18 protein-coding genes are annotated in these 19,500 nt (G+C 66.1%); 1 reads left to right on the top strand and 17 read right to left on the bottom strand.

All coding sequences use genetic code 11. From position 1 onward, the window contains the following. Nucleotides 1–8 precede the first annotated feature (8 nt). The 17 genes from JZ791_RS16960 to JZ791_RS16880 all read right to left on the bottom strand — a co-directional run bounded on the left by JZ791_RS16960 (nucleotide 9) and on the right by JZ791_RS16880 (nucleotide 18,770). Nucleotides 9–380 carry an EthD domain-containing protein gene (locus tag JZ791_RS16960; RefSeq protein ID WP_216895960.1) on the bottom strand — a complete coding sequence of 124 codons (372 nt, stop codon included), beginning with the start codon at nucleotides 378–380 and terminating at the stop codon, nucleotides 9–11. 49 nt (nucleotides 381–429) lie between these two features. Further along, nucleotides 430–1,296, bottom strand: a complete 867-nt coding sequence (locus JZ791_RS16955; RefSeq protein WP_216895958.1) for an SDR family NAD(P)-dependent oxidoreductase — start codon at nucleotides 1,294–1,296, stop codon at nucleotides 430–432. A gap of 27 nt (nucleotides 1,297–1,323) precedes the next feature. After that, nucleotides 1,324–1,905 carry a carboxymuconolactone decarboxylase family protein gene (locus JZ791_RS16950; protein ID WP_216895955.1) on the bottom strand — a complete coding sequence of 194 codons (582 nt, stop codon included), beginning with the start codon at nucleotides 1,903–1,905 and terminating at the stop codon, nucleotides 1,324–1,326. Nucleotides 1,906–1,988: 83 nt separating this feature from the next. Then, nucleotides 1,989–2,732: an SDR family NAD(P)-dependent oxidoreductase gene (locus JZ791_RS16945; RefSeq protein WP_216895953.1), complete on the bottom strand. Its 744-nt coding sequence runs from the start codon at nucleotides 2,730–2,732 to the stop codon at nucleotides 1,989–1,991. 23 nt (nucleotides 2,733–2,755) lie between these two features. Continuing rightward, nucleotides 2,756–3,772, bottom strand: a complete 1,017-nt coding sequence (locus JZ791_RS16940; RefSeq protein ID WP_216895951.1) for a zinc-dependent alcohol dehydrogenase — start codon at nucleotides 3,770–3,772, stop codon at nucleotides 2,756–2,758. After that, on the bottom strand, nucleotides 3,769–5,448 hold the full coding sequence (locus JZ791_RS16935; RefSeq protein ID WP_308162958.1) for an MFS transporter: 1,680 nt from the start codon (nucleotides 5,446–5,448) through the stop codon (nucleotides 3,769–3,771). The genes JZ791_RS16940 and JZ791_RS16935 overlap by 4 nt, the downstream gene beginning before the upstream one ends. A gap of 46 nt (nucleotides 5,449–5,494) precedes the next feature. Then, on the bottom strand, nucleotides 5,495–6,322 hold the full coding sequence (locus JZ791_RS16930; protein ID WP_216895949.1) for a TauD/TfdA dioxygenase family protein: 828 nt from the start codon (nucleotides 6,320–6,322) through the stop codon (nucleotides 5,495–5,497). A gap of 26 nt (nucleotides 6,323–6,348) precedes the next feature. Continuing rightward, nucleotides 6,349–7,386 carry an LLM class flavin-dependent oxidoreductase gene (locus JZ791_RS16925; protein WP_216895947.1) on the bottom strand — a complete coding sequence of 346 codons (1,038 nt, stop codon included), beginning with the start codon at nucleotides 7,384–7,386 and terminating at the stop codon, nucleotides 6,349–6,351. A 48-nt stretch (nucleotides 7,387–7,434) separates the two neighbouring features. Further along, entirely contained in the window at nucleotides 7,435–7,995 is a 561-nt protein-coding gene (locus JZ791_RS16920) for a nuclear transport factor 2 family protein (protein ID WP_216895945.1), read from the bottom strand. 41 nt (nucleotides 7,996–8,036) lie between these two features. Beyond that, nucleotides 8,037–8,897, bottom strand: a complete 861-nt coding sequence (locus JZ791_RS16915) for an SDR family NAD(P)-dependent oxidoreductase (RefSeq protein ID WP_216895943.1) — start codon at nucleotides 8,895–8,897, stop codon at nucleotides 8,037–8,039. A gap of 41 nt (nucleotides 8,898–8,938) precedes the next feature. Continuing rightward, nucleotides 8,939–10,369, bottom strand: coding sequence for an aldehyde dehydrogenase family protein (locus tag JZ791_RS16910; RefSeq protein ID WP_216895941.1), 1,431 nt, complete (start codon nucleotides 10,367–10,369; stop codon nucleotides 8,939–8,941). Nucleotides 10,370–10,374: 5 nt separating this feature from the next. After that, complete coding sequence (locus JZ791_RS16905) at nucleotides 10,375–12,081, bottom strand: thiamine pyrophosphate-binding protein (RefSeq protein WP_216895939.1); 1,707 nt, start codon at nucleotides 12,079–12,081, stop codon at nucleotides 10,375–10,377. A gap of 2 nt (nucleotides 12,082–12,083) precedes the next feature. Beyond that, on the bottom strand, nucleotides 12,084–13,028 hold the full coding sequence (locus JZ791_RS16900) for an SDR family NAD(P)-dependent oxidoreductase (protein WP_216895937.1): 945 nt from the start codon (nucleotides 13,026–13,028) through the stop codon (nucleotides 12,084–12,086). A 10-nt stretch (nucleotides 13,029–13,038) separates the two neighbouring features. Next, the gene (locus JZ791_RS16895; protein ID WP_216895935.1) at nucleotides 13,039–14,865 is read right to left on the bottom strand and encodes a flavin-containing monooxygenase; all 1,827 of its coding nucleotides are present in this window, start codon (nucleotides 14,863–14,865) and stop codon (nucleotides 13,039–13,041) included. Nucleotides 14,866–14,891: 26 nt separating this feature from the next. After that, nucleotides 14,892–16,268, bottom strand: a complete 1,377-nt coding sequence (locus JZ791_RS16890) for an aromatic ring-hydroxylating oxygenase subunit alpha (RefSeq protein ID WP_216895933.1) — start codon at nucleotides 16,266–16,268, stop codon at nucleotides 14,892–14,894. 40 nt (nucleotides 16,269–16,308) lie between these two features. Beyond that, nucleotides 16,309–17,151 carry an SDR family NAD(P)-dependent oxidoreductase gene (locus tag JZ791_RS16885; RefSeq protein ID WP_216895931.1) on the bottom strand — a complete coding sequence of 281 codons (843 nt, stop codon included), beginning with the start codon at nucleotides 17,149–17,151 and terminating at the stop codon, nucleotides 16,309–16,311. A gap of 8 nt (nucleotides 17,152–17,159) precedes the next feature. Continuing rightward, nucleotides 17,160–18,770, bottom strand: coding sequence for an SMP-30/gluconolactonase/LRE family protein (locus JZ791_RS16880; RefSeq protein WP_216895930.1), 1,611 nt, complete (start codon nucleotides 18,768–18,770; stop codon nucleotides 17,160–17,162). Nucleotides 18,771–19,008: 238 nt separating this feature from the next. On the opposite strand from JZ791_RS16880, the gene JZ791_RS16875 reads away from it, so the two are divergent. Then, nucleotides 19,009–19,500: cadmium resistance transporter (locus JZ791_RS16875; RefSeq protein WP_216895928.1), on the top strand; the 492-nt coding region annotated here is incomplete at its 3' end.

Below are 19,500 nucleotides of genomic sequence, written 5' to 3'. Positions count from 1 at the left end.
CGGGTGATTTATGAATTCCCGGCCCTGATGCGGTCCAGGTCCGATTCGACCTCGACAACGGTCATCACCCGGTTCTTCGGCCTGTCGAACAGTCGCTCCTCGTCGGCGACGACTTCCGCGTCAAGGTTTTCGCTCGACACATTCCGCAGAGCGGCTTCGAATATCTTGCGATTGTCGAACCAAACCTCGGTGATCACGTCGTACGGGAGCTCCGCGGTATCGCCCGGCGCTGGATCGAGGTACCGGCGCACGTAGCGCACCATGCCGGCGGGGTATTTCTCGCCGATCAGACGATGCTTCGTCTCGTAGTAGTCACGAAACTCCTGCACCGACATGTCGGGACGTTTCTTGAGTAACAAGATCAGTTTGTAAACCGGCATCCGACTTCTCCTGTGTTGTCGAGTACTGCGGTGTATTCGAGGATCCGGGCTACGCCGGGTAGCCGAGCGTGGCCAGGAGCTTCTCGCTTTCGATCCAGAGTCGGGCGGCCGCGGCGTCGTCCAGAGCCGGATCGGCCGGAATCTCCTCGGCCTTGCGGTAGAAGAAACGACCGCCCGTATCGCCCGCCGCGGGGTCGGTGGCGAGCCAGACCAGCGTCTCGGCCGGTTCGTCGGGTGAGACGGCGTCGACCTTATTCTCCATGTGTGCCTTCATCGTCGCGTCCCCGTGCGAGGCGAAGTTGCTGTCCACTGTCCCGGGATGCATTGCCTGCGCGGTGATTCCGTCCTGGCCGGCGCGCCGGTCGAGTTCGCGGGTGAACAGGATGTTGGCGAGTTTGGCCTGGCAGTACGCGGAGCCGGTGCGGAAGTTGCCCAGGCTCTGCAGATCCTCCCAGTCCAGGCCGCGGCTCATGCGGTGGCCCGCGGAGGATACCGCGATCACCCGGGCCGAATCGGACTCGAGCAGGAGCGGCATGAGTTCGCGGGTCAGCAGAAAGGGGGCGAGGTGGTTGGCGGCGAAGGTCGCCTCGGTGCCCTCGGCGGTCACGATCCGCTGGTCGCGGACGCCGCCGGCGTTGTTGATCAGCACATCGATATGTGCTGTGCTATCGCCTATTTCGGCCGCCACCCGCTTGACCTCGGCCATCAGGGTGAAGTCGCCGCGCACCATGGTGAACGTCCCGCCCTCACGTGCGGCGGCGTTGATCTCGGCGGTGGCGGCGGCGCTGCGCTCGGGGTTGCGGCCGACGCCGATCACCTGCCAGCCGCGGGCCGCGAGCATCCGGGCGGTCGACTTGCCTATTCCGGCGCTGGCTCCGGTGACGACCGCGACGTTGCGGGCGGATTCGACTGTCACAGTTGTGTTCCCATCGTTCTCGGCCGATTATTTCCGGTCGGGCAGGTGGGGCACGAGATCGGGTTCCGGGTCGACGTCGAGCGAGCGCAGCATCATCGCCACCATCTCGTAGGTGGCCACGGTGAAAACGACGTCCATGAGCTGCTTCTCGTCGAACTCGGCGGCCAGCAGCTTCCAGGTGTCGCCGCCGATCGCGCCGTCACCGATCAGCTCGTCGACCGCCCGCAGCAGGGCCTGCTCGATCGGCGCCCAGCCCGGTGTGTCGGGTCCCGCGGTGGCGTACTCGATCTCCTGGGCCGACAGCCCGGCGTCCCCGGCGAGCAGCGTGTGCTGAGCCCACTCGTAGTCGCAGTGACGCAGGGTCGCGACGCGCAGGATGAGCATCTCGCGGTGTCGCGGCGACAGCGAATTTCCGTAGAGGAAATGGCCGTTGAAGGTCAGGAACGGCATCGCGAGTTCGGGATAGCGGACCAGCGTGCCGAGCAGGTTGACCCCGCCCGGGCGATTGCCCGGCGGCCGGTCACCGCGCACCGACGCTTGGAAGTTCGCGATGAAATCCGTTATCTCCGAAGGCCAGTCGGCCTTCGCGACGGGTTCGATCCGAGCCATGGTTGTCGATCCTTCCGGTAGGTGAATGTCGCGGGCCGCCCGAACCTGCGATGGGCGGCCCGCGACAGGGGTTGTCGTTCGGGTCAGGTGTTGCGTCCGCCGTTGACGCCGATCACCTGGCCGGTGACGTAACTGGCCTCCTCGCTCACCAGGTACGCGCAGGCGGCCGCGATGTCCTCGGGCTGGCCGATCCGGCCCACCGGCGTGTTCGCCAGTTGCTTCTCCATATCGAACACGCCGCCGGCCTTGGCGCCGTCCAGCATGGGAGTCTCGATGAACCCGGGCGGAATCGTGTTGACCGTGACGCCGTTTCGGGCGAATTCGAGCGCCAGCACCTTGGTGAGACCGACCACCGCCGCCTTCGACGACACGTAGGCGGCCATCCGGGCCACCCCACTGTGCATGCTGGACGACGAGATGTTGACGATGCGGCCCCAGCCCTCCTCGATCATTCCGGGCAGCGCCGCCTGGCAGCAGTCGAAGGTGCCCGTCAGGTTGATCGCCAGCACCGTGTTCCAGTCGGCGGCGGTGAATTCGAGGGTCGGCCCGGCCAGGGTGATCCCGGCGCTGTTCACCAGGATCGTCGGGCGGCCGAGCCGGGCGCCCACGTCCGCGATCCCGGCGTCGATGCCGGCGCGGTTCGTCACGTCGACGGCGAGACCGATTGCGGTGCCGCCCTTTTCCTCGATGGCCGCCGCCGCGTTCTTGGCGGCGTCGCCGTTGATGTCGAAGATCGCCACCCGGGCGCCGTCGGCGGCGAGGCGTTTGCTGATGGCGCCGCCGATTCCGGAGGCGCCGCCGGTGACAATGGCTGTGCGAGTAGTCATCTGATACTTCCTCTGTTCGTGGGTCAGTCGAATGTGATGACGACCTTGTCGGTCGCTCCCGGGGTGGCGGCCAGGCGAAGGCCGCTCTCGGCATCCGAGAACGGCACGATGTCGCTCACGATGTGCTGGTATTTGTCCCAATCCCTGATGATCGAGTCCGTCACCTCGAATATCTCCGTCGGATATCCCATCGACATCCGGATGTCGACCTCGCTGGTGAGGATCTGCTGGAAGTCGATCGGCACCGGCTGCTTGTGCACTCCGACGATGGTGAGCACACCGCGGTGCTTCACCGACCGCAGTGCGGTCTCGACCACGGCCGCGGCGCCCGCGGCGTCGATGTAGACGTCGGTATCGGGTCGCGTGGGGCGGCCCATGTGGCTCGGTGCCTCCCCGTGCAGGGTCTTCAGGCGGGTCACCACGTCCTCCTCGGCGGAGTTGATCACCGCGTCCGCGCCGACCAGCAGCGCCTTCTGGAGCCGGTTGGGCACCACATCGATCACCACCACATGCGCGGCGCCCTTGGATTTCAGCCCGATCGCGGCGCCGAGACCGACCGGCCCGGCACCGAACACCACGGCCTTGGCGCCCACACCCGCACCGGAACGGTTGACGCCGTGATAGGCGACCGCCATCGGCTCGTTGAGCGCCAGGACGTGCCAAGGGATTTCGCGCGGCACGACACGGAAATGCTTGCCGGGCTTCGCGTCGTACAGGACCAGCACATCAGAGAGGGCGCCTTGGGCGCCACCGCCGCCGACCAGGCCGTCGGTGGTCGCCATCGGGTCCACGACGATGTGGTCTCCCACCTCGACACCGGCGACCCGATCTCCGACCGCGACGACCTCACCGGCCGGTTCGTGCCCGAGCGGCGTCGCGCCCATACGCGGCGGGATGCCGCCGTTGTGGATGTAGAAGCCGTCGGATCCGCAGATTCCGCACGCCTTCACCCGCACGACCACATCCGCTGGACCGGCCGCGGGCTGCTCGACCTGCCGTACCTCGGTCCGGCCCGGCGCGGTCACCAGGACCGTCTTCATGACTTTCCCCGTGCTCCGCCGGTGGCGGGTTGGCGACCGTGACGCATGAGCAGGGCGATGACGAGGGCCGCGACCGTGGTGCCGACGACCACCCAGAAACTCTCGGTGTAGCCGCGGTCGGCGAACACCTGCGGAATCACCTGCACCGCTTGATGACCCATCACATCGATATGCGCCTTGACCGGGTTGTTGTTGAGCAGTGCGGTGGTGATGGCCATCGCGCCGCCGGTGCCCACGCTCATGGTGACGCCGAGCATGCCGGTGCTGATGCCCTGCTGTTCGGGGGGAACGGCCTCGACGATGAGGTTGGGCAGCGCGGCGTTGACGAACCCGAAGGCGATACCACCCAGCATGGCGAGCACCAGATAGGTCACCCAGCTGTAATGGAACACCGCGAAACCGATTCCGGACACCGTCAGCACCGTGAACGCGATGATCGCCGAGATACGGGGACCCGTGCGCCGGGCCACGATGCCGGCGATCGGACCGAAGATGACGGCCATCACGCCGACCCAGAGGGCGATGTGAAACGCGTACCCCAGCATGGTGAATCCGCTGCCGTAGCTGTAGCCCGGGTCGAGACTCACGTGCACCAGGGCGGCGGGAAGGTTGGCGCCCTTCTGATGCGCCTGGGCGACAACACCTTCGACGACATTGGCGCGCAGTGCGTCACTGCCGGGCGTCTGCGTCATGTAGCCGAGGGCCAAGGGCTGCACGGCGGTGATTCCCATGCCCACCAGCGCCATCAGCATGACGATGCTGACCTTCGGATTGGCCAGCAGTTTCATATCCATGATCGGCTGGCGGATCCGGGATTCGACGGCGAAGAACGCCGCCACCAGCACCAGCCCGCCGATCAGCCAGGCGAGGCTGCTCGGGCGAGCCCAACCCCAGTTCTGGCCGTTGTCGAGGTAGAGCAGCACGAACAGCACGCCCGCGGACAGCGTGATCGCACCGATCGGATCGATCCGTTCCCGCACACGGATTTTCGATTCCGGCACCAGGAATATCACCAGCGGTGTGAGGACGACGGTGTAGATCGCCAGGAACCAGAACATGGCCTGCCATTGAAAATGGTCGACCAGATAGCCGCCGACCAGGGGCGCGATGGCGCCCGAAAAGCCCACGCCCGCACCGATCATGCCGATACCGATGGGAACGTACTTGCGCGGCATGAGGTCCCGGACGAGACCGTAGGCGATGAACTGGGTGGCGATGGCCAGGGCCGACAGGCCGCGGCCGATGAGGAACAGCGTCCAGTTCGTGGTGGTCGCGTCGATCACCGCGCCCACCAGGAAGATCAGGCCGCAGAGCAGCAGCAGCCTTTTCTTGCCCCAGATATCGCTGGCCTTGCCGACCAGTGGTGTGGCGGAGGCGCCGACGACACCGAGAATGATGACCGCCCAGTTGATATTGCCCCCGACGGTGGGGAAGGTCTTCGTCATCTTCTGCAGGGCCGCGGCCACCATCGTGTATTGCAACGGTGCGATCTCGGTGAACAGAATGACGACGATGAGGATCGAGAACAGACGCAGGGGCGAGGCCCCGTCGAGTCGGCCGGAATCGGGTTCGGTGACCGAATCGACGGTGTCGACGTTATCGGGCGGGGGAGTTGTCTCGGTGCTGGACATGAAGGCTCCACAAGGCAAACAGCATTGGTTGCGAGTTTTTCGCACGAAATTGGGGCGGCCTACCTCGCCGCCATCGATAACCCCTTCCGGGCTATTTGACCGATTCCTGACCGACGAGGGTCGTGCGGTGCATCCGCCGCGGCTTGGCGCGGTCGAATTCGCAGGCCCGGTGCAGCAGGCCGGTGTTGTCCCAGATCACCAGGTCCCCGACCGCCCAGGTGTGCTTGTAGATCCGGTCCGGCGTGGTGGCGCGGCGCTCCAGATCGTCCAGGAGCTCGCGGCTTTCCGCGATATCCATGCCGACGATGCGCTCCGCACTGGACCCGAACACGAGCGAGTTGCGGCCCGACTCGTGCTTCCACACCAGCGGATGTTCGCGGTCGGTCCACCGCGCCCAGTCGGCCTCCTGCTCCGCGGTGGGATTCGGATAGGACAGGCGCTGGACCTTCGACATCGAGTGGATCACGCGCAGCGAGCCGAATTGTTCCTTTTCCGCATCGGACAGTTCGTCATAGGCCGCGTAGGTACTGGCGAAACCCGTCTCGCCGCCGACATCGGTCACCACGTGAGCGCTCATGATGGAGGCCCGTGCCGGTACCTCGTCCATGAATCCGTCGAGATGCCAATAGTCGTTGCTGGGCAGGTATTTCGCATTCGGGTTGTCCGGATCGAAACTGACCTCCATGACGTTCGGGTTCGCGTATTTGGGGAACTGAACCAGTTCGCCCAGTTTGCGGCTGAACGTCACCTGCGCGTCGTCCCCGGCGTGCAGTTCGCGGAACAGCAGCACGCTGTGTTCCTCGAGCAGGTCCAGGCATGCCGCGGGCAGGTCGTCGTCGGTGAGCAGGCGCTCGACGTCGACGTCGAGGATCTCCACTCCGACCTTGTCACTCAGTTTCTCGGTGGCGACGGTTGCCATTCGCCTCTCCTATCTACTCCTGCGGTTCAACGGCCGCTTGTTACCAGCGGAACGTCTCGGCGGAAGGCCGGGATGACCTCGTCCGCGAAAAGTTGGGCGTATTGCTGAAAGCGTTCGGCGGGCAGTCCGGGTGGACGCATCATCATGAAATGCTCGACCGGCGCCTTCTCCCGCATGCGTTCGAATCTCTTGATCGCGTGGCCGGGAGTGAGGATCTGTAGTATTCCGCTGCGTTTGAAGGCCGCCAGATCCATCGGCTCCAGCCCCGGGGCATCCAGGCCGCTGGCCTTGTCCTCGTTCAGCCAGACGCCGTAGCTGTTGTTGACGTGGTGGTAGTACGGCGCGAGTTCCTCAATTGCCGCCTCCGGATCCTCGGCGACGACGGTGAACAGCCCCTGGATGCGGACTCTCGCCTGCGCGGAATCCTTTCCGTTCGCCGCCAGTTTCCGCGCGTAGAGGTCGCAGAACTCCTCGTTGCCGAAATAGCCGTCGGCGTATTTCGCGGTGCGTTCCAGCGCCCTGTCGGCGAAGCCGCCGAGGTACAGCGGAACCCGGCCGCGCGTCGGCGGGGGAACGATGCGCGCGTCCCGCACGGTGAAGTATTTGCCCTCGTAGGTCACCGTCTCACCCGCCCAGAGTGCGAGCACGATATCGAGAAATTCGTCGAAACGACGTCCCCGGGCCCCGAATTCGAGGCCGTAGCCGGCATATTCGCGTTGCCGGTAGCCGATCGCGAGCGCCATGTCGAGCCGGCCGTCCGACAGGATGTCCAGGACCGCGCATTCCTCGGCGAAACGTACCGGATGATAGAGCGGCGCGAGCGCGACAGCGGAGCCGAGCCGCAGCGAATTCGTGCGCGCGGCGATGGCGGCCAGGACCGTGGTGGGCGTGGGGATGTACCCGTCGTCCGCGCCATGATGCTCCGGCACCCAGGCGCCGGTGAAGCCGACGGTCTCGCTCCATGCGATCAGGTCGAGCGTCTCGGCGTAAAGTTCGGCCCAGGGGCGCTGCCACTGCGGCGGATTGCGGAAGTCGTAGAGATATCCGAAACTCAGCTCTCGCATCGGTTCTCCTTCCTGCTTCTGTCGAGGTTCATGGGGGCCCACGACGGCTCAGCCGGGGATGTTCGGCCGGCGCCTGTTGATCAGCGGCCGCTGGTACGAGGGGTCGGCCGTGCTGCGCGCCGGTGCGCCGTTACCGTGGATATCGGGCACGTCCGAGAAGGGAATCGGCATGGTGGGCAGCAGCCCGGACCATTCGATCATGTTGGTGCGCATCGTGATTCGCCAAATTCCGGAGCGCCGCTCGAGCCGGTCGAGGTAACGGCCGCCCGCCAGCCAGTTGGTGTCGTCGCGGTTGCGCACGGCGTACAGGTAATAGGTCTCGGTGTGCGCGATGTCGCCCTCGAGATCGCAGGTGTGATTGAGCAGGTTGTGCTGGGTGGCGATCTGGCCCTGTTCGTGCATGGCGCTCGCCCAGTCGTACAGCTCGCCAGGTCCGCCGACGAATATGCCCGCCGCTATGGTGGCGTCGGCGTGGAACGCCTCGAGGAACAGACCCCGGTCGAAACGGTCCATGCCGCGACTGAATTTGGTGAGGCAGTCGAGGATTTCCTGGCGGTCCAGCAACTGCTGGAGTTTCGCGAGCTGATCCGGGGTCGTCGAAGTGGTCATCCGTAGTTCCAAGCGATAGAAGGCAAGTGGGGATCGTCCGGCTATACCGGTGACCAGATGGGTTCGCCGCGGGTCGTACGCAGCGAGGGGACCATCGTGCCGTCGATATCGGTGATGCCGTAGTCCCGGCCGAGTTCGGCGGTGATGAATGTGCCGCCGGAGCGTTTCATGATGTCCGGATCGGTCGCGAGCGCGACGATCACGCGGCCCGGATACTCCGGAGAGCACCCATTTTCCGGTCGCGTGGACGCCTGGTCCGCCAGACCCGGAATGTTCGCCAGATTGCGTTCGGCGCGCTCGGTCCAGGTGAGGCCCTGCCAGATCGAGATCGACGCCACATCATGGGGTTTCAGCTCCACGGCCATATCCCGCGCCATCCGATCCACCGCCGATTTCGCGGTGCCGAATACGACGCCGTAGGTGTAGCTCACTCCGGTGTATCCGGAGATCGCCACCACCAGACCCGATTTCTGCGATGCCATGATGTTCGCCGCATGCCACGCCGCCACGAAATTGGATCGCACGCCGACATCGACCATCTCCCAGTTGGACAGCGGCTTCTCCCAGAACGGATTGGGATCGGTGAGATCCTCCGGCAGTGAGAAGGCGTTGTTCACCAGGATGTCCAGCCGCCCCTGCTCGCGGGCGACCCGGTCGAACAGGGCGGCGACCTGTGCGTCGTCGCCGTGATCGACCCGTACGGCGATTCCCTTGCCGCCCCGGCGATCACATTCCTTAGCGGTCTCGCCGACGGTCCCGGGCAGGGGATACGTGCCGGAGGTCACCGTGCGTCCGGTGACGTAGACGGTGGCGCCCTGCTCGGCCAGCGCGACCGCGATACCCTTGCCGATCCCGCGACTGGCGCCGGTGACAACGGCCACCCGGCCTGTCAGTGCACCCATGGTCCCTCCGTTCAGAGGCTGTTCATATCCGTTGCGGCCCTCTAGGATTCCGCGGGCGCGTAGCCCATGATGCCCTTGGTTTCCAGATACTCGCCGAAACCGTCCGCGCCCCATTCACGCCCGTTGCCGCTCTTGCGGTATCCGCCGAACGGACAGGCGAAGTCGAAGGCGTCGTTGATCGAGACGAACCCGACCCGGATGCGGCGGGCGACGGCCCGCACGGCATCCAGATCGGCGCCGGCGACGTTGCCGGCGAGTCCGTACTCGGTGTCGTTGGCGATCGCGACGGCCTGATCGATGTCCTCGTATCCGAGGATCGAGAGCACCGGCCCGAAGATCTCCTCACGGGCAATGGTCATCTCGTTGGTGACGTTCGCGAACACGGTGGGCTTGACGTAGTACCCCGTCGTCAGCCCGTCCGGGCGCCCGGTGCCACCGGTGACCAGTGTGGCGCCCTCGTCGATACCCTTCTGGATCAACGCCTGGACCTTGTCGAACTGCCCGCCCGACACCACCGGCCCGATCCCCACGTCGCCGCTCGGATCGCCCACGGTGGTCTGCTCGGCGGCCGCGCGGGCCGCCTCGATCACCTCGGCCATCCGGCCGGCGGGCACGATCATGCGCGTCGCGGCACTACAGGTCTGGCCGGAGTTCATCATCACGCCCGCCACGCCCTTACCGACGTTGGCCGCGAGGTCCGCGTCGTCGAGGATGACGTTGGGGCCCTTCCCGCCCAGCTCCTGCGTCACCCGCTTGACCGTGGCGGCGGCGTTGCGAGCCACCTCCACACCCGCGCGCGTGGAGCCGGTGAAGGAGACCATGTCGATATCCGGATGCGCCGACAGCGGTACGCCGACACCGGGCCCGTCGCCCTGCACCAGGTTGAACACACCGGCGGGAACGCCTGCCTCATCGAGGATTTCGGCGAACACCTGGCCGTTGAACGGTGACTGCTCGGAGGGCTTGAGCACCATGGTGCATCCGGTCGCCAGCGCCGGGAAGACCTTCACCGCGATCTGATTCAGCGGCCAGTTCCACGGCGTGATCATGCCGCAGACGCCGATGGGCTCCTTGATGATCAGGGTCTCGCCGCGCTGCTCGGTGAACTCGTAGCTCTCCAGGACCTCGATGGCCTGCGCGAGATGCCCTGCCGCCAAATCCAACTGGAACCCGTTGGCCAGTGCGGTGGGCGCGCCCATCTCCTCGGTGAGCGCGGCGCCCAGGTCGTCGCGCCGCTTCTGGAAGGCATCCTGGATGCGGCGCAGGATGTCCAGGCGCTCGGTGACGCTGGTCGCCGACCAACCGGGAAACGCCTGTCGCGCAGCGGCTACGGCGCGGTCGACGTCGGCGGCCGTGCCCGCGGCCACGGTGCCGCAGACCTGTTCGGTCGCCGGGTTGATGACCTCGAAGGTGGACCGGCCGGCCGGATCGACCCACTCACAGCCGATGTAGAACTTCAGGTATTCACGCATGATCTCTACTGCTGCCCTTCCGCGTACCAGGTACGGAATTCGTCGTAGCTCGGCATCTCTTCCGAGTTGGCCTTCGGGTCGACCGCGACGTGGATGACTCCGGGCTTGCCGCTGGCGTAGGCACGCTTGATGGCGGGGGCGATATCCTCGTCGCGCTCGACGTATTCGCCATAGCATCCGAAGCCCTCGGCCACCTTGTCCAGCCGCACGTCCTTGCTCCAGTGCGCGGCGGTCTCCAGCGAACCCTGCCCGAACGTGCGCTTGTAGACCCCGACCTCGAGGCCCCAGGCGTAGTCCACGCCGACCACGCAGACCAGCGGAAGATTGTGGCGCGCGGCGGTTTCCAGCTCCGCGATCTGGAACTGGAACGACGAGTCGCCGGTGATCAGCATGACCGGCCGCTTACCGCCGTCGGCCACCGACGCGCCCACCGCGTACGGCAGGCCGGTGCCCAGATGCCCGAAGTTCTGGTTCCAGATCACATCGTGGGGTTTGGCCTGCGAATAGGTCCAGCCGAAGATCGTGGTCGCGCCGCCGTCGCGGACCATGATGCCCTCGGGCGGAAATGCCTTGGTGGCCTCCACGATCAGACGGGCCGGATGCACCGGGGTCTGGCCCGACGGCGCGGTCTCGGCCAGCTCCGCGAGCCGGGCGGCGTCCTGGTCGATCCAGCCCTGCAGCTGCGGGGTGGGCTTGCGCGGGGTGTCCTTCAGCGCCTCGACCAGCTGTGGCACGATCGCGCGCAGGTCGCCGACCAGCGGAACGTCGATCGGGCGGTTGACCCCGATGGCAGACGGATCCTGTTCCACCAGAATCCATTTGCGGTTCTCCTCGTTGGCCACCCAGTGCCGCCAGCGGCCGAAGTGCACGGGTTCACCGAGTTCGGTGCCGATGGCCAGGCACAGATCGGACTGCACCACGGCCTCGAGCCCGGCCTTCGAGAAGCCGTACGGGAAGGTGCGATCCTCGAGGCCCTCGATGTACGAGGTGCCGCCGGAGGTCTGCAGGACCGGCGCCGCGATGAGATCCGCGAGCTGTCTGACGGACTCTCCCGCACGAGAGGTGTGAACCCCGTGGCCCACCAGCAGAATCGGCTGCTTCGCGGCGCGGATGTACTGCACCGCCTCCGCGATCTTGTCCGGTCCGGCGGTCTGGCCGACGAGGCGATAGCGGTGGGGCGGCAACACCGGCGGGAGGTCGAGCTCCTGCAGGATCACGTTCTGGGGGTACTCGATGTACACCGGGCCGGGAGTCCCGGACAGCGCCTTGCGCAGACCCTCGCGGATGATCTCGTCGGTCTGGTCCGCGTATTCGATGCTGGCGCTGTACTTCACGGCGTTCTCGATCAGTCCGGCCTGCTGCACGAACTGGATTCGGCCGCGACGCACCCGCTGCTCGGTGATCCGGTCGCGCTGTCCGCCCAAGAAGATGATCGGCGAATTCTCCACCTTGGCGCACATGATGGATCCGGCGAGGTTGGCGACGCCCGGTCCCAGGGTGCCGATGGCCACCGCCGCCTTGCCGGTCATCCGCGACACACCCTCGGCCATGAAGCCGGCCGCCTCCTCATGGTGCGGCGAAACGACATTCCAGCCGCGCTCCTGCGCGCGCAGGAAAAGGTGCACGAAGTTCGGGTCCGGAATGCCGAAGATGGTGTTGATACCCTCTGCTTCGAACAGTTCCAGGATGCGTTCGTAGACCTTGATCGCCATGCTCACTTTCCTTTCGAAGGTTGTGCTGCCCCGGTGGGCATTTCGCGGCTCGCCATCGCGAAGCTCCGGCCGATGTGATCGGCATGAGCCGACAGCGGCGGCAGAATCCAGGAGTTGTCGGTGTCGCGGATCTCGTCGATGCGGTCGGCGACCTCATCCACGGTCCAGGCGGGTTGATACACGCCGGGCGTTTCGCCGATGTAGGCACGGGCCACCCGCCCCGCGATGGCCACCAGCAATTCGCCGGTGGGAGTGCAGGATTCGTGGGCCAGGTAGCCGACCGCGGGGGCCACCAGCTCGGGCCGCATATCGGGATAGGCGGAGGTGTCGATGCCCGCGGCCATGCGGGTCAGCGCCGAGGGGATGATCACGTTGGATCGAACGCCCACCTCGGCGCCCTCCAGCGCGACGACATTCGACAACCCGATCAGCCCGGCCTTGGACACCGCGTAATTGGCGACGCTCTTGTTGCCGTAGATGCCGCCGATCGAGGAGGTCAGCACCACCCGGCCGTATCCGGCCGCGGCCATCACCGGGAAACCGGCCCGCACCACGTGGAATGCGCCCCGCAGGTGCACATCCAGGACCGCCTCGAAATCCTCGTAGCTCAGCTCGGTGAGCGAGCCGTAGCGGACGTTGCCCGCGTTGTGGATCACGATGTCCAGGCGCCCGTAATGATCCAGCGCCGATTCGACGATCGCTTGCCCGCCCGCCGCGGTGGCCACCGAATCAGTGCTGGCCACCGCCTCGCCGCCGTCGTCCTTGATGGCTTGAACCACCTCGGCGGCCACGTCGGCCTCGAAGACGTCCCCGCGCATGGTGCCGCCGACGTCGTTGACGACGACCTTCGCGCCCAGGGAGGCCAGTAATTCGGCGTAGGCGCGGCCCAAACCGCGTCCGGCGCCGGTGATCACGGCGACACGATCGTCGAATCGCAGCTGTGTCATGGACGTTCCTTTACTGCTTCAGCTCGAGCCCGGCCAGATCACCGGCGTCACGCCAGGCCTGCAACAGCTCCTCGAGCACATAGAAACCACCCCAGTACGGATCACCGAGGAACGAGCGGCCGTTCGGCTCACCCTCGGCGTTGTAGTAACCGGGAGTACAGGTCTCGACGAATTCGGAGTTGTCGATCGAATTCGCCCGGATCGTCGCCACCCACTCGTCCTCGGCTTCCTGGCTGGGCTCCACGACCGTGGCGCCGCGCGCTTTCGCCTGCGCGACGATGTAGGCGATGTGATCGGCCTGCTGCTCGAACATGAGCGTGGTCGACGCGGTCACGCCGCCCTGGACGAACCCGGTGGCGAAATGGTTCGGGAACCCGCGCGACATGATGCCGTGCAGGGTGCGGAAACCCTTGCCCCAGTGCTCGTACAGCGACTCGCCACCGCGGCCGGCGAAGGGCTTGATGTCGAACTGGCGCTCGAGCGCGGTGGTGATCTCGAAACCGCTCGCGAACACGATGCAGTCGACCTCGTACTCGACCCCGTTCGCGACGACGCCCTTCTCGGTGATGCGTTCCACGCCTTTGGAGTCGGCGACATCGACCAGGGTGACGTTCGGGCGGTTGAACGTCGGCAGATAGGCGTCGCTGAACACCGGCCGCTTGCACATGTTGCGGTAGTACGGCTTCAGTACCTCCGCCGTCGCCGGGTCCTCGACGATCTCGGCGACCCGGTTGCGCAGCCGTTCCATCGCGCGATAGTCCTCGACCTCCTTGAGCTCGAGGAACTTCAGCGGATCGGCCAGCGCGGCCCAGCCGTTGGAGGCGTCGAGCTTGGCAGCCAGATTGCGGGCGACCTCGGTCCAGCCGTCGCAGATGAGGTCCGGCTCACCGGGGGAGTAGAACGCGAAGGCCGCGTTGTGGAAGTTGCGCTGCCGCGCGTTGCGCCACCCCGGTTCCAGGGTCTTCGCCCATTCGGGGTCGGTCGGCTGGTCGGCGCGCTCGAAGATGTAGGACGGCGTGCGCTGGAAGACGGTCAGATGCTTTGCGCCGCGGGCCAGGTGGGGGATGACCTGGACGCCGCTGGCGCCGGTGCCGACGACCGCGATGCGCTTGTCGCCGATCTTGTCGAGCCCGCCGTGCACACCACCGCCGGTGTAGTCGTAATCCCAGCGCGCGGTGTGGAACATGCGTCCCTTGAAGTCCGAAATACCGGGTATGCCTGGCAGTTTCGGCCGGTTGTACGGACCCTGGCACATGATCACGAAGCGGGCGCGGATGTCGTCGCCGCGGTTGGTGAGGATACGCCAGCGCTCGAGCTGCTCGTCCCACTCCAGCGAGTGGATCAGGGTGTGGAAGATCGCCTTGTCGTAGAAGCCGAACTGTTTGGCGATCCGCTGGGCGTGCTCGTAGCACTCGTCGCCGTGAGTGAATTTCTCCTTCGGCAGATAGCCGGTCTCCTCGAGCAGCGGCAGATAGCAGTAGGCGTCGGAGTCGACCTGGATGCCCGGGTAGCGATTCCAATACCAGACGCCGCCGAAGTCGCCGCCCAGCTCGATGATCTGGAAGTCCTCCACGCCCGCGTGCTGAAGCCGATGGGCGGTGATCAGCCCGGCGAATCCGCCACCGAGGATCACCACCTCGAGGTCGCCGATGATCGGTTCGCGGGGCACGACCGGCTGGTGCGGGTCGGACTCGTAATAGTCCGCGAATTGTCCGTCGACCGAGATATATTGGCTGCCGGCCTCGGGTCGCAGCCGTCTATCGCGCTCGGCGAGATATTTCTCCCGGAGGGCGGAGACGTCGACCTCGGGGGTTTCGGAGGGGGTGCACTGCGGCATTCGAATTCCTAATGTGATGCGGGTCTTCAGTCGGTGAGGTCGCCGGGTTCACCGACGCCCATGTACCGGGCGAGATTGTGGTGCAGGTTGACGATCGTGCGTTCGCGATACGGATTGGGTTTCGGTCCGGAGAAGCCGGCCGATTTCATGCCCTGCTGAACGGCGGCCATATTGTCGAAATCCTGGGGCAGCACGGTGCGCCAGCCCGGATCGCCGACCGGGGTGTATTCCCATTTCGTCTCCGGCTCTTCACCTTCCGGGAAGAGTTCGAAGACGGCGGCCTCGAAGATGCATTTGTCCGGATCGTAGCCGTGCGGCCGGAAGCGGTAGACCAGGGCGTTGTTCGGGGCATGGCCGATCTGGAAGTTGGGGAAGATCTGCCAGGAGGTGCCGCTCTTGGCGACGATCTCCGGGGGCACGGTCGGCCACTTCACGCCGCGCTTGGCGTCCTCGGCCCGGGAGGTGTCCAGCCAGTACCGCAGCACCTCACCGGCGGGCGTGCCGTCGGGCAGTTCGTCGGCCAGCCGGTTGGCCACGTCGACCATCGTCTGGGTGGTGTTGGTATTGGCGTTCTCCCAGGTGAAGTTCTGCAACTGGGCGGTCGATACGCGAGCGTCGGGGCCGCTGCCGATGCGCAGCTTGCCCTGGTTCTCGTCCATACCCTTGGGCGCGTCGTAGCCGATATTGCTGTGTAGGCCCTGCGAGCGTGCCCACCCGAGGAAATTCCCGAAATTCATGAATTCCGGATGGGTGTAGGGCACGTGGTAGGTCTCCATGAAGGCCTCGAACGCGACCTTCCAGTTGCAGTCGAACGTCAGCCAGCGCCGCCACCGGTACCGCATGTTCTCCAGTTCGAACGGATCGAGCAGACCCGCGGCCGGTTCCAGATAATCATGCAGCGGTTCGGCGTCCGGGTCCAGATTGATCCAGATCCAGCCGCCCCAGGTGTCGATTTTGACCTGGTTGAGCCCGTCGTTGCGTTCGGTCAGCCCGCACGGCCAATCCTCCCGCTCGGCGGCGAACGTATTGCGTCCCTCGAGGTCGTATCGCCAGCCGTGGAAGCCGCAGACGAATTGTTTGCGGCTGCCGCGGGCGTCGTGCTCACCCGGTGGCGTGTCGATCAGACGGCGACCGCGATGCGCGCACACATTGTGGTATGCGCGAATCGTGTCCGCCGCCGTGCGTATGACGATGATCGAGTCGTCCAGGATCTCGTAGGTGAGGAAATCGCCGACGTTGGGGATCTCCTCGATCCGGTCGACCTGCTGCCACACCTTGCGCCACAACTTGTCGCGTTCGGCGCGGGCGTATTCGGGGGAGATATATGCCTCCACCGGGATGAGCATCGGTGTCGACAGCGGCTCGGCGGGAGCGGAATTGGGGTGCTCGGCGATATCGGTCATCGTGATCTCCTGCTGCAATTCTCCTGGGTGATATTTCGGATCAACGCGTGATGGCGGCGCGGAACTCTTCGTCCTCGAGGAACAGCGAGGTGTTGTCCGCGTCCAGGTGCGTCCACTTGAGGTTGAGGCCGCCGTCCACGAGCAGTGTCTGCCCGGTGACGTAACTGGACAGATCCGAGAGCAGGAACAGGATCGGTCCCGCCTGCTCGTGCGGCTGTGCGCGGCGGCCCATCGCGATGGCCCGGCGGTCGCGCTCCGGGTCGGGCGCGACATACATTCGCGACGACGGGGTTTCGGTGACCCCGGGGGCGACGGCGTTGACCCGGATGCCTTCCTGCGCCAGCTCCACGGCCATGGTGCGGGTGGCCGCCACCAGCGCCGCCTTCGCGGTGCCGTAGCCGATATGGAAAGGGGCCGTGTTCATTCCGCTGATCGAGGAGAGCGACACGATCGAGCCCGGGTGTTCGTGCGACTTCAGTTCGGCCGCGACGGCCCGGCTGAAGAAGAACATCGTCTCGAGATTCCAGGCGAACAATGCGCGCCAATCCTCCCGGGTGACCCGGGTGGAGGGCATCCACGTCGCGGGCGCCGCGCCGCCGGCCACGTTGACCAGCCCGTGCAGCTGACCGTCCGTCTGGCGCACCCGCTCGAGCACGGTCTCGATGCCCTCGTCGGTGGCCGCGTCGGCGGCCACGGAGATCACCGGAAGACCCTCTGCGGCAAGGGGTTCCACGTGCTTGTTCAGATTCTCCGCGGACCGGCTCACCGCGATCACGGTGGCGCCGGCCTCGGCGACCAGCCGGGTCACCGCGGTGCCGATACCGCCGCCGCCCGCACCGGAAACAATGACGATGCGTCCGTCCAGTCCGAAAAAGTCTGTCATCGCTCCACTCATTCTGTGAATCGCAGCGCCATCACGCTGCCTTCTGCGTCGGCCGAGAGATAGACGGTGCCGTCCGGCCCGGCGGTGATACCCGCGAAGGGTCCCATCGGCCCGGAGAACGGCGGGGTCCCGCGCAGCGGTTTGGCGACCACCCCGGGCGGCACGCCCACCGGAAGGTCGGCGGCGATCGTCTGCCGTGTGCCGGTCTCCAGGTTCACGCCGATCAGTGCCTTGAGCCCGACGTCGACGATCAGTAATTGATTGCCGCGCACCAGGATTCCGTGCGGGGTATCGAGGCCGTCGACCACCGTGTCGACGGTCGAGCCGTTGATCGAGACGATCCGCCCGGCCCCGGATTCGGACACCAGCACGTTCCCATCCGGGCCGAACGCGACGCCGAGCGGGCCGTTGAGCCCCGAGGCCAGCACGTCGGTCTGGCCGGGCCGGATCGACAGGACCCGGCCGCCACCGAATTCCGCGGTGACGATGGTGCGATTCGGGCCCGAGATCACCCCGTACAGCTGATCGAATCCCTCTGCCACGACCTCGGTTTCGGCGTCGGCGCCCGGCCGGTGGTAGGAGACCTCGCCGTTGGAGGTGGTGCACAGGAACTCTCCCGGGCCGACCGCGGTGACGCCGCGTACGTAGCCGGGGGTGCCGGGGCTGAAAAGCGAAGCGACGACCTGCAATCGGCCCTCGCGCAGGACGTGGAAGTAGGTGCCGTCGGCGACATACAGACTGCCGTCCGGCCCGACCGTCAGGTCCAGCGGCCACATCAGCCCGCCCTCCAGGACCTCCCGTGTCTGCCCGCCGCCGAGGATTTCGGTGATCTCGCCGGTGAAGCTGGAGACGAACAGCCGGTCGCCGACGAAGGTGCAGTTGTCCAGGCCGGGCGCCAATTGCGCCAGTACCTGCTGCTCGCCCGTGCGCGGATCGATGCGCAGCACCTGACCGCTGGCCACCTGGGTGGAGACGATGAAGCCCTCGGAGTCGAACTTGACCGAGTCGGGTACACCGAGATCGCCCGCGACCCGTTCCGGCTCACCGCCATCGGGGTCGATGCGCCAAATGTCGTTGCTGCCCATGACCGGGTAGTAGAGCAAGCCGTCCGGGCCGACCTCCATGGCATTGGGCATCGCCATGTTGTCCTGGAGTATCCGCGGCGCGCCGCCGTCGAGGGGTACCTCCATGAGGCGCCCGCCGACCCGGCATTCGTTGACGAACAATCGGCCACGGTGCACGGTGATGCCGTTCGCGCCGGGCAGATCGTCGCGGATCACCCGGGTGCGGCCATCGGCGCCGCGAATACTGACGCGAGCGTCCATGTACTCGGTGGCGATGAGGTTGCCGTCGGGATCGAAGGCGATGTCGTCAGGGGCGATGATGTCGCCGCCCTTGCCGCTGATCGTCTCCAGATCACCGGTGATGACATCCAGTGCGCTGATCGTGCTGCCCGCCACCTGGGCCACATAGATGCGGCCGTCGGATCCGGTGCGCAAACCGTTGGCGCCGAACAGGCGACTGGGTGGTGTTAGTCGTTCGAGGTGCCACCCTTGCGCGAGGGTGACAGGTGTGGTGCTGGCGTAGCGCGCCCCCTTGGACAAGGCGGGGCCTCCCATGAGTGTGAGAACGGCGATGTTCGCGATGTGAGCCTCGCTGCCGGCCTGTCGGCCGTGACGTAGGCCACTTCTATCGTGGAGCCACGCTACGTCAATCCTCATAAGGATAGCAATACTTGAGTGGTAGTGATTTCCTGGTTAAACTCCGCTGCTCCGGGGAACGGGATCAGCCTGATGAGGAGTGCCGCTCTATGAACAGTCGTGTCCGCCACGAAGATCGGCCGCCGGCCGGTTCGCGGTGACCGGCGGTCACTGGGGCGGCGTCGCCCTCGCGGCCGTGCTGCTGTTCGCCGCCACCAATATCGACGACGCGGTCGTGCTGGCAGCACTCAACATCGCCGCCCGCAGCATCGGCGCCCCGACCCATCGGCAGATCTGGGCGGGCCAGTACCTCGGCATGGCGCTGGTGGTGTTCGTATCCTGGCTGGCCGCCTTCGGATTGGGTTCGATACCCTCGGATTGGCTGGGCCTGCTGGGATTCGTGCCCCTGGCGCTGGGAATCATCCTGCTACTCAAAGCGATCCGCCACCGTGGCAGACCGCAACCACCGGTGACGGTCGCCGGCCTGCTCTCGGTAGCCGGCGCCACCCTGTCGGGTGGCGGCGACAACATCGCCGCCTACACCACGGCGTTCCGCGTCATGAGCTCGCCCGCCCTGATCCTGACCCTGGTGGTCTTCGCGTGCTGCACCGCGCTATGGTGCGCGGGCGGATACGCCCTGCTGTCCCAC

The sequence above is a fragment of the Nocardia alni genome (assembly GCF_019038435.1).
Classification (GTDB): Bacteria; Actinomycetota; Actinomycetes; order Mycobacteriales; family Mycobacteriaceae; genus Nocardia; species Nocardia alni.
The sequence above is the reverse complement of the archived record's forward strand: the minus strand, read 5'-3'. Positions and strand labels throughout refer to the sequence as shown.

Coding starts and splice junctions, on each gene's coding strand:
- JZ791_RS16960 (WP_216895960.1), bottom strand. CDS start 380: ATGCCGGTTTACAAACTGATCTTGTTACTCAAGAAACGTCCCGACATG.
- JZ791_RS16950 (WP_216895955.1), bottom strand. CDS start 1,905: ATGGCTCGGATCGAACCCGTCGCGAAGGCCGACTGGCCTTCGGAGATA.
- JZ791_RS16945 (WP_216895953.1), bottom strand. CDS start 2,732: ATGACTACTCGCACAGCCATTGTCACCGGCGGCGCCTCCGGAATCGGC.
- JZ791_RS16940 (WP_216895951.1), bottom strand. CDS start 3,772: ATGAAGACGGTCCTGGTGACCGCGCCGGGCCGGACCGAGGTACGGCAG.
- JZ791_RS16930 (WP_216895949.1), bottom strand. CDS start 6,322: ATGGCAACCGTCGCCACCGAGAAACTGAGTGACAAGGTCGGAGTGGAG.
- JZ791_RS16925 (WP_216895947.1), bottom strand. CDS start 7,386: ATGCGAGAGCTGAGTTTCGGATATCTCTACGACTTCCGCAATCCGCCG.
- JZ791_RS16920 (WP_216895945.1), bottom strand. CDS start 7,995: ATGACCACTTCGACGACCCCGGATCAGCTCGCGAAACTCCAGCAGTTG.
- JZ791_RS16915 (WP_216895943.1), bottom strand. CDS start 8,897: ATGGGTGCACTGACAGGCCGGGTGGCCGTTGTCACCGGCGCCAGTCGC.
- JZ791_RS16910 (WP_216895941.1), bottom strand. CDS start 10,369: ATGCGTGAATACCTGAAGTTCTACATCGGCTGTGAGTGGGTCGATCCG.
- JZ791_RS16905 (WP_216895939.1), bottom strand. CDS start 12,081: ATGGCGATCAAGGTCTACGAACGCATCCTGGAACTGTTCGAAGCAGAG.
- JZ791_RS16900 (WP_216895937.1), bottom strand. CDS start 13,028: ATGACACAGCTGCGATTCGACGATCGTGTCGCCGTGATCACCGGCGCC.
- JZ791_RS16895 (WP_216895935.1), bottom strand. CDS start 14,865: ATGCCGCAGTGCACCCCCTCCGAAACCCCCGAGGTCGACGTCTCCGCC.
- JZ791_RS16890 (WP_216895933.1), bottom strand. CDS start 16,268: ATGACCGATATCGCCGAGCACCCCAATTCCGCTCCCGCCGAGCCGCTG.
- JZ791_RS16885 (WP_216895931.1), bottom strand. CDS start 17,151: ATGACAGACTTTTTCGGACTGGACGGACGCATCGTCATTGTTTCCGGT.
- JZ791_RS16880 (WP_216895930.1), bottom strand. CDS start 18,770: ATGGGAGGCCCCGCCTTGTCCAAGGGGGCGCGCTACGCCAGCACCACA.